Origin of the sequence: Streptomyces sp. ADI96-02 (genome assembly GCF_003846185.1) — a bacterium.
Lineage (GTDB): Bacteria > Actinomycetota > Actinomycetes > Streptomycetales > Streptomycetaceae > Streptomyces.
In genome coordinates this window covers 2,249,101-2,257,671 of the sequence record NZ_ML123034.1, presented here as the reverse complement: position 1 = coordinate 2,257,671, position 8,571 = coordinate 2,249,101, and the positions used below count along the sequence as shown (strand labels likewise).

General features: G+C 74.6%; 6 protein-coding genes and 1 pseudogene. 3 read left to right on the top strand and 4 right to left on the bottom strand.

Features of this window, described 5'->3' with window-relative positions; all coding sequences use genetic code 11:
- Nucleotides 1-53 precede the first annotated feature (53 nt).
- From EES43_RS09820 to EES43_RS09815, 3 genes and pseudogenes are all read right to left on the bottom strand, one after another.
- Complete coding sequence (locus EES43_RS09820) at nucleotides 54-812, bottom strand: IclR family transcriptional regulator (RefSeq protein ID WP_124268381.1); 759 nt, start codon at nucleotides 810-812, stop codon at nucleotides 54-56.
- A gap of 167 nt (nucleotides 813-979) precedes the next feature.
- Nucleotides 980-1,096, bottom strand: a pseudogene (locus tag EES43_RS31240) (L-cystine ABC transporter ATP-binding protein YecC); the annotation flags it as partial.
- A gap of 85 nt (nucleotides 1,097-1,181) precedes the next feature.
- Nucleotides 1,182-2,156: a D-2-hydroxyacid dehydrogenase gene (locus tag EES43_RS09815; RefSeq protein WP_124268380.1), complete on the bottom strand. Its 975-nt coding sequence runs from the start codon at nucleotides 2,154-2,156 to the stop codon at nucleotides 1,182-1,184.
- A 494-nt stretch (nucleotides 2,157-2,650) separates the two neighbouring features.
- Between EES43_RS09815 and EES43_RS09810 the strand changes: the two genes are divergently transcribed.
- Both EES43_RS09810 and EES43_RS09805 read left to right on the top strand, forming a co-directional pair.
- On the top strand, nucleotides 2,651-3,484 hold the full coding sequence (locus EES43_RS09810; RefSeq protein WP_124268379.1) for a maleate cis-trans isomerase family protein: 834 nt from the start codon (nucleotides 2,651-2,653) through the stop codon (nucleotides 3,482-3,484).
- A 222-nt stretch (nucleotides 3,485-3,706) separates the two neighbouring features.
- Nucleotides 3,707-4,837 carry an LLM class flavin-dependent oxidoreductase gene (locus EES43_RS09805; protein ID WP_124271873.1) on the top strand — a complete coding sequence of 377 codons (1,131 nt, stop codon included), beginning with the start codon at nucleotides 3,707-3,709 and terminating at the stop codon, nucleotides 4,835-4,837.
- A 133-nt stretch (nucleotides 4,838-4,970) separates the two neighbouring features.
- Here EES43_RS09805 and EES43_RS09795 read toward each other — a convergent pair whose 3' ends face one another.
- Nucleotides 4,971-6,887 (bottom strand): putative bifunctional diguanylate cyclase/phosphodiesterase, encoded by a 1,917-nt coding sequence (locus tag EES43_RS09795; RefSeq protein WP_124268378.1) that lies wholly within the window; start codon nucleotides 6,885-6,887, stop codon nucleotides 4,971-4,973.
- A 385-nt stretch (nucleotides 6,888-7,272) separates the two neighbouring features.
- Here EES43_RS09795 and EES43_RS09790 point away from each other — a divergent pair, with 385 nt between their 5' ends.
- Nucleotides 7,273-8,514, top strand: a complete 1,242-nt coding sequence (locus EES43_RS09790; RefSeq protein ID WP_124268377.1) for a M6 family metalloprotease domain-containing protein — start codon at nucleotides 7,273-7,275, stop codon at nucleotides 8,512-8,514.
- Nucleotides 8,515-8,571: the final 57 nt, after the last annotated feature.

The following is an 8,571-nucleotide window of genomic DNA, read 5'->3' as shown; positions in this document are numbered from 1 at the left end:
TCGAAAATAATACCTGGTCCCCGGGGGTGGTGATGACCGGCCTCCGCGCGGCCTCACAGCGCCAGCGACAGCATCAGCGGAGCGGCCCGGCGGTTCAGCGTGTCGGCGGCCTCCCGCAGCCGGTGCGCGTCCTGGATCGGCAGCGACAGGGCGAGGCATCCGGCGGAGGCCCCGGCCGTCAGCGGGACGGCCGCGCAGACCGTGCCCACCGCGTACTCCTGGAGGTCGAGGACCGGGACGGTGGCCGGGTGGGCGTCGAGCTTCGAGAAGAGCACCTTCTCGTCGGTGATCGTCCGCGAGGTGAGCCGGGCCGCCCGGTGGCGCGAGATGTGGTCGCGCCGCCCGTCGTGGTCGAGCTGGGCCAGCAGGCACTTGCCGATCGCGCTGGCGTGGGCGGAGGAGCGGAAGTCCACCCACTCGTTGACGGCCGGGGTGAGCGGGCCGTCGGCGACCTGGGTCACGCTGACCTCGCCGTCGACGTACCGGCTGAGGTAGACGGCGGCGCCGACCGAGTCGCGGAGCTGGGCGAGGGTGTTCTGGAGCCGGTCCTCCAGCGCCTGGCGGCGGGCCGCCCCGGAGCCGAGCAGCAGCAGAGAGGCCCCTGTCACGTACGCTCCGTCGCTGACCTGCTCGACGTACCCCTCGCGGCGCAGCGTGAGGAGCAGGGACGCGAGGTGGCCGACCGGGAGGCCCGTCTCCCGCGCGATCCGGGCCTCGGTCACCCCGCCGCCGTGCCTGGAGACCGCTTCGAGCACGCGCAGCGCGTACTGCACCGAGTGGAACGGTGCGGTCGGCTCGGGCTTCAGCGCCACGGTTCCCCCTCTACCAGGTTGTGACCGCAAGCTTTCGCCCCACGATAGCCGCCGGGCGGTGCTTTCGGGGCGGCAGTTGACAAGCCGGCGGGAGGTCCCGGCGCTGTCAACAGGGACGCATCCGCATGGCATATGCCAGAGGCGTAGCCGTTACCTCAACTCCGAGGTCACAGAGCCGTGTTGAGGAATTCGGGCGTACGTTCGCAGGTCGGATCGGAGGAGGTTCTCCCCGGGGTTCCGGACTCGGCGGCCCGACCCGCGTCGAACATCAGGACCTTCGGCGACCGTGAAGTCGATCCGGTCCGGCGCCACGTGGTCGCCGCAGCGCCGACCGGCCGTTACGGCCGGGTGTGCGGCTCGACGGCCGGATCAACTCCCTTCCGGGCCGCCCGGGACGTCGCTCGACGGCACGTAACCGCGTTCCTTGTCGACCACGTTGGGCAGCGGCTCGCCGGCCGCCCACCTCTCGTACATGTCCACGAACTGCTCGCCCAGCCGATCGCGCCAGCCCACGGTGTCGCCGCTCATGTGCGGCGAGATCAGCAGCCCCGGCGCGTCCCACAGCGGGCTGTCGGGGCTCAGCGGCTCCTTCGCGAACACGTCCAGCGCCGCGCCCGCGATCCACCGCCGCTCCAGCGCGTCCGCCAGCGCGCTCTCCACCACCTGCGGCCCGCGCCCCACGTTGATGAACCGCGCCGAGGGCTGGAGCAGCCCGAAGAAACGGCTGTCGAACAGGGCCCGCGTCGACTCCGTCAGCGGAGCCGCGCCGATCACCCAGTCCGCCCGCGCCGCCAGCCGGTCCAGGTCGGCGATCCCGTGAATGGTGCGCCGGGCGGTCCGCCCGACCAGCGCCACCTGGACGCCCAGGCCGTGCAGCAGCCGGGTGATCTCCCGTCCGATCGGGCCCGCGCCGACCACCACCGCCCGCGATCCGGCCACCCGCTGCCCGTCCCGGTGGACCCAGCGCCGCCGCCGCTGGAGCTCCAGGGTCCCCGGCAGGTCCTTGGCGAGGGCCAGCACCAGACCGGCCACGTACTCCGCGACCGGGCGCTCGAAGACGCCCCGCGCGTTGGTCAGCACGGTGCCGGAGGCCCGTAGAGCCGGGAAGAGCAGCCGGTCCACCCCGGCGCTCGCGCAGTGCACCCAGCGCGGCCCCGGTCCGTCGGACGGCCAGGCCCCGCGGACGGCGTCGGAGCCGAAGTCCCACACCAGCAGCACGTCCGCGTGGGGGAGCAGGTCCGCCAGACCGCGTTCGCCGGTGTGCTGGACGCGCACTCGGCCGGTCAGCCGACCGAGGCGCGGCGGCGGGTCGGCGTCGAGGACGAGAAGGACGGGTCCGGGCATCGGTGCGTCGTCACCCCACTGGGCCGTGTCGTCGAAGGGCCGTCTGCCGCGCCACGGCCTGCGCGCACGCGCGTGCGCGCTGCTCCGGCCGTGCTGAGCCCGACCCTACCCGGGCGCGGGCACCGGGGGCCGGGGAAGCGGGGGCCGGGAGCGCGAGGGCCGGGAGCGCGGGGGCCGGGGGAGCCGCGGCTCCCGGACCGCGCCCGACCGCCGCTCCGGCCCGTCCGGAGGAATACTTGGCAGAGGCAGGGGCAGCAGTGAGCGGTCGCGTGTTCCCGTGCCCGCGCCCGGCCCGCCCGGGAGCGGCGGACGGGACGCGAGCGGCTGCCGCCCGGTGCGGCGGACACGCCGTCCGCCGGCCGTCCGGGCCGCCGGCGCGGAGCGCGACACCTCGGCCGCAGGCCGGCACTGCGGAAGGGCGCTCGCCGTGAACCCGTCGCCCGGCGAGCCGCCCGGCCGGCCTCCGGCACCGGACGGGAAAAGGAAGGGTGGACATGACGACCGTAGGACTTCTCTACCCGGGCCACTTCGCGGAGGACGACTTCCCGCGGATCGAGATCATGCTCGACACGGACATCAGGCTGCCGCTGTTCCACACGGACACCGACGAGGACGCGCGGGACGTCGACGCGCTGCGGGCGCTGGGCGCGCCGGACCGGCTGGCCGAGGGCGTGGACGAGCTCCGCCTGGCGGGCGCGGAGGCGCTGGTCTGGGCGAGCACCGGCGGCAGCTTCGTGCACGGCTGGGACGGGGCGCAGGAGCAGATCGCCGCGCTCGCCCGGACGGCGGGCCTGCCCGCGTCCAGCACCTCCTTCGGCTTCGCCCACGCGGTACGGGAGCTGGGCGCCCGCCGGGTCGCCGTCGCGGCGGCCTGGCCCGAGGACGTGGCCGGCCTCTTCGCCGCGTTCCTGGCCTCGGCGGGGATCGAGACGGTCGCCGCGGCGGGCGGCGGTGTCGGGGGCGTCGCCCCGGCGACCGGGGGCATCCCGACGGCGGGCGGCATCCCGACGGCGGGCGGCGGCGTCGCCACGGCCCGTGAGGTCGCCGGCTGGGAGCTGGAGCAGGTCAAGGCCCTGGCCCTGGCGGCCGACCACCCGGACGCCGAGGTGGTGCTGCTGCCGGACACGGCCCTGCACACCGCCGCGTACCTCCCGGAGCTGGAGGAGGCGCTCGGCAAGCCGGTCCTCACCGCGAACCAGGTGACGGTCCGCGAGGGGCTGCGGCTGACCGACCGCAGGGTCTGGGCGCCGACGCTGGGCACGCTCTTCGCCACCCGCGAGCCGGTGCTGGGGGCGCTGGAGCCCAAGGGCATCGAGGTGCGGGAGTAGGCGCGGGGGAGGGGACCCGGACCGGAGCCCGGCCTGAACCCCGGAGCCCGGCCTGAACCCCGGAGCCCGGCCTGAGCTCCGGGCCGGGACCTCGCACGCCGCGCCCGCGACCTCGGTCAGGAATAAGCGGAGCCATCCTCCTGTTGTTCGCCTCCGATACCGATACGTACGACGAGCACCACCGGGAGAGGCCGACACGTGGACGAGATCCGAGGCGACGGGATGGCCGGGGAGACGGCCGGGCATGGGACAGCCGGGGACGAGACGGCCGGCGACGGGATCCGCGGCACCAGGGCCGGGACGGCGGGCGTGCCGCTGTCGGTGCTCGACCTGGTGACGGTGGGGCAGGGGCGGACGGCGAGCGACGCGCTGCGCACCAGCGTGGACATCGCCCGTCTTGCCGAGCGCCGCGGCTTCCACCGCTTCTGGGTCGCCGAGCACCACTCGATGCCCGGGGTCGCCTCGTCCTCCCCGGCGGTGATCCTGGCCCACCTCGCCGCGCACACCGAGCGCATCCGGCTCGGTTCCGGCGGGGTGATGCTGCCCAACCACGCCCCGCTCGTGATCGCCGAGCAGTTCGGCACGCTGGAGGCGTTGGCCCCGGGCCGGGTCGACCTGGGCCTGGGCCGGGCGCCCGGCACCGACGGGGCGACCGCCGCCGCCCTGCGCCGCTCGGACCGGCTCAACGAAGGGGCCGACGACTTCCCGCAGCAGCTCGCCGAACTCATCCGCTTCCTGGACGACGACTTCCCCGACGGCCACCCCTACGCCCGGATCCACGCCGTACCCGGCCCGGTCCAGGCGACCGCGCCCGGCGGGGTGCAGTCCGCGCACCGCCCGCCCGTCTGGCTGCTCGGCTCCTCCGGGTTCAGCGCCCGGCTGGCCGGCACGCTCGGCCTGCCGTTCGCCTTCGCGCACCACTTCTCCGCGCAGAACACCGTCCCGGCGCTCGACCTGTACCGGAACTCCTTCCGGCCGTCCGCCGTGCTGGACGCGCCCTACGCGCTGATCGGCGTCTCGGCGCTGGCCGCCGACGACGAACGCGAGGCCCGCCGCCAGGTCCTGACCGGCGCGCTGTCGATGCTCCGGCTCCGCACCGGCCGCCCGGGACTCGTCCCTAGCCCGGAGGAGGCGGCGGCGTACGCCTACAGCCCGATGGAGCAGGAGTTCGTCGACGGTTGGCTCGCCAACGTGGTCCACGGCACCGCCGACGAGGTCCGCACCGGCCTCGACGACCTCGCCGAGCGCACCGGCGCCGACGAGCTGATGATCACTGCCACCGCCCACGGCGGCGAGGCGCGGCTGCGCGGCTACGAGCTGATCGCCGACGCGTACGGTCTGCCCTCGGCCTGACGTCCGCCCCGATCCCGCCCTCTCCTCCCGGCTCCGGTTCCCGACCTCTCGGGCCCGGCTCCGGTACCGGGAGTGCGTGCCCTGCGCCCGGCTCCGGTACCGGGAGTGCGTGCCCTGCGCCCGGCTCCGGTTCTCAGTCCCGGGCCGGGCGGGCGGTGATCAGGTCCGCGATCCGCTCCGGGGCCACGGCCCGGGAGTACAGCCAGCCCTGACCGGTGTCGCAGCCGATCCGGCGCAGCCGCTCCGCCTGCCCGGCCGTCTCCACGCACTCCGCGGTGACGGTCAGGCCCAGGCGGTGCGCCAGCTGCACCATCGCCTCCACGATCGTCTCGTCGGCGGGGCTCGGGTGCGTGCCGTCGTCGTAGCGGAAGCCCCGTACGAACGCGCCGTCCAGCTTGAGCACGGAGACGGGCAGCCGGCTCAGATAGGCGAGGTTGGAGTAGCCCGTCCCGAAGTCGTCGATGGCGATGCGCACGCCCATGTCGCTCAGCGCCTGGAGCGCGCGCAGCGGCCGGCCCGCCGAGCCCATCACCGCCGACTCGGTCAGCTCCAGCTGGAGCAGGCCCGGGGCCAGCCCCGTCTCCGCCAGGATCCGCGCCACGTCGGCCACCAGGTCGGAGTCCCACACCTGCCGTACGGCCACGTTGACGCTGATGAACAGCGCCGGCTCGTCCGGGTGGTCCAGCTGCCAGCGCCGTGCCTGGCGGCAGGCGGTGCCCAGCACCCACCGGCCGAGCTGCACGATCGAGCCGTCCTCCTCGGCGATCTGGACGAACCGGTTGGGCGCGAGCGTCCCGAACTGCGGATGGTTCCAGCGCACCAGCGCCTCCACCCCGCGCACCACGCCGTCCGCCATGCCGACCAGCGGCTGGTACTCCAGCGTGAACTCGCCGCGCTCCACGGCGGGCCGGAGCGTCGAGGAGAGGGCCTGCCGGGTCATCCGGTGGGCGTTGCGCTCCGGGTCGAAGAGCGTCCAGCGTGCCTTGCCGTCCGCCTTGGCCCAGTACAGCGTGGTGTCGGCGGCCTGCATCAGCCCGGTGGGCGAGGTGCCCGCCACCGGCCGCTCGACCACGCCGATCGACGCGGAGACCGAAAGCCGCCGTCCGGCGAGGTCGAACGGCATCTGGAGCGCCGCCAGGACGGCGCGGGCCAGCTCCGTCAGGGCCTGCGTACCGGCCGAGTCCTCGACCAGGATCGCGAACTCGTCGCCGCCGAGACGGGCCACCAGCCGGCTGCCGCCCGGGTTGCGGGTGGCGTCCTGCTCGGCGCAGTCGCCGAGCCGTCCGGCGACGGCGGCCAGCAGCCGGTCGCCGACGCGGTGGCCCAGGGTGTCGTTGACCGCCTGGAAACCGTCCAGATCCAGGTAGCAGAGTCCGATCCGGCCGTGCCGTGCCGGCATCGAGTCGTCCTGGTAGGGCGGGCACTCCAGGGCGGCGGAGAGCCGTTCGAAGAACAGCGTCCGGTTGGGCAGCCGGGTCACCGGATCGTGCATCTGGAGGTGGCGCAGCCGGTCCTGGAGCTCGCGCCGGTCGCTGACGTCGGCGACCGAGAGGAGCACCCGGCGCGGCTCGGCGGCCGAGGCGGCGGTCATCGGTACGACGGAGACCTCGGCCCACAGGGAGCGCCCGTCGGGATGCTTGAGGCGGCGGGTGCAGCGGAAGCGGGAGCGGAGGCCGTGCAGCACCTCGCGGTACGCCTGCCAGGTCCGGTCGTCGGCGGCCAGGTCGACCAGCTCGCTCGCCTGCCGCTCGACCAGCGCGGCGGGCGGCGCGCCCAGGAGTCCGCCGAGCGCGTCGTTGGCCCGCAGGACGCGTCCCCGGCCGTCGACCACGGCCATGGGGAGCGTCGCGGCGTTGAAGGCGGCCCGGTGGTCGCGCAGCTCCGCCGCCACGTCCGCCGCGCTGCGGTCCGCCCCGCTCCGGTCGGCCGTCTCCGCCGCGCCCCGGCCCGTCTCCGGCGATGACATCCTGTGACGCTCCGTGACCGTGGAGGGCAGGGCGCCCGGGGACGTGCCCGTCGGAGCCCTCGGCCCTTCGGAGGTTCCGCTCACCGCTCGCTCCCGCTGTGAAGATTGTCGTGAACAGGTGGGGTCGGACAGGTCACCGGGTGGCGACTCCGTGAAGGGGCCGGTCCACGCGGGAAAGCGTGGTGAAGCATAGAGGGTGGCGCGTCGGCCGTTCCAGCTCGCCGCCCCTCGCGCGCCACTCCGGGGCCGCGTGGCCGCCCCGTCGACGTCGGCCTGGTTTGCCCGATCCTGATCGGTTCTGCGCAATCCTGCTGCGTCGGGTGCGAAGAATGATCGATGGTGACGTTGCGTGAAGTCGTGGGGGGCGTTGTCGGCGGCTGACCCGTGTGGGGCAGCACAACAGGGCGTACGGCCGTGAACCGGCACAGGGTGGTCGAGATGCCCCGCGTCTCCCCACCCGGAGGTCGATGTGCCGTGCAGTCGCGGACCGGGGGGAGTGGAGCGGCCGGGACTGCGCAGTCTGGCAGCCGCCGCGACCTCCCTCCTGGCGCTCGCCGCCACGTCTCTCGTCGCGGGTCCCGCCGTGGCCGCCACCGGCGACGCCACGCCGTGCGCCCTGCCCCGGACGGCGGCGCACCACTCGCTGGGCCTGGACGACTGGAACGCGTCCTACCCGCGCCCCGACCGGGGCCTCGACGCGGTCATGGTCTTCCTGTCCTTCCCGGACTCCGAGCCCACGCTCGACCCCGAGGTCCTGACCGCCGACTACTTCCCCTCGACCAGCCGCTTCTTCGAGCGCGCCAGCTACGGCCGCTTCACCCTGCGCGCCCACCCGCAGCGGGCCTGGACGCGGATGCCGCACGACTCCTTCTGGTACGGCATAGAGCGCGACTGGGACCCCGGGCGGCGCACCGCCTATCTGCGCGACGCCATCGCCGCCGCCGATCCGGCGGTCGACTTCTCCGCCTACGACGTCGTCTACCTCGTGGCCGACCCGGACGCCCCCGGCGTCGACTCGGACGCCACCAAGGTCGTCAACTTCGAACGGCCGCTGCGTGCCGACGGCACGGACATCCGCCGCGTCGTCACGCTCTTCGAACAGCACCCACCCGACCGCAACGTCCTCGCCCACGAGACCGGCCACGTCTTCGACCTCGCCGACCTCTACCACCGGCCCGTGGACGGCAAGGGCGACTGGGACACCTACGTCGGCGACTGGGACGTCATGGGCAGCCAGTTCGGTCTCGCCCCGGACCTGTTCGGCTGGCACAAGTGGAAGCTCGGCTGGCTCGAAGGGCGTCAGGTCGTCTGCGTCCAGGGCTCGGCCGACCTCACCCTGGAGCCGATGGCCGCCGCTCCCGTGCCCGGCGGATCGATCGGCACCCGGCTCGCCGTCGTCCGGACCGGCGAGGGCAGCGCCCTGGCCATCGAGGCCCGCGGCGCCACCGGCAACGACCGGGACACCTGTTCCGAGGGGATCCTGATCTACCGGATCCGCAGCGAGACGGCGTCGGGCAGCGGCCCGGTCGAGGTCGTCGACGCCCACCCGGACACCGCCTCCTGCCGGGACCGGTCCGTCTACCCGCCGCTCGCGGACGCACCGCTCCAGGAGGGCGAGACCTTCACGGTGCCCGGCGACCGCACCCGCGTCGAGGTCGCCGACCGCACCCCGTCCGGCTCCTGGACCGTACGGATCACCGCCGGCGTCTGAACCGCCCGGCCCGGAACACGAAGAAGCCCCCCGCTCGCGCGAGGGGCTTCTTCCGTC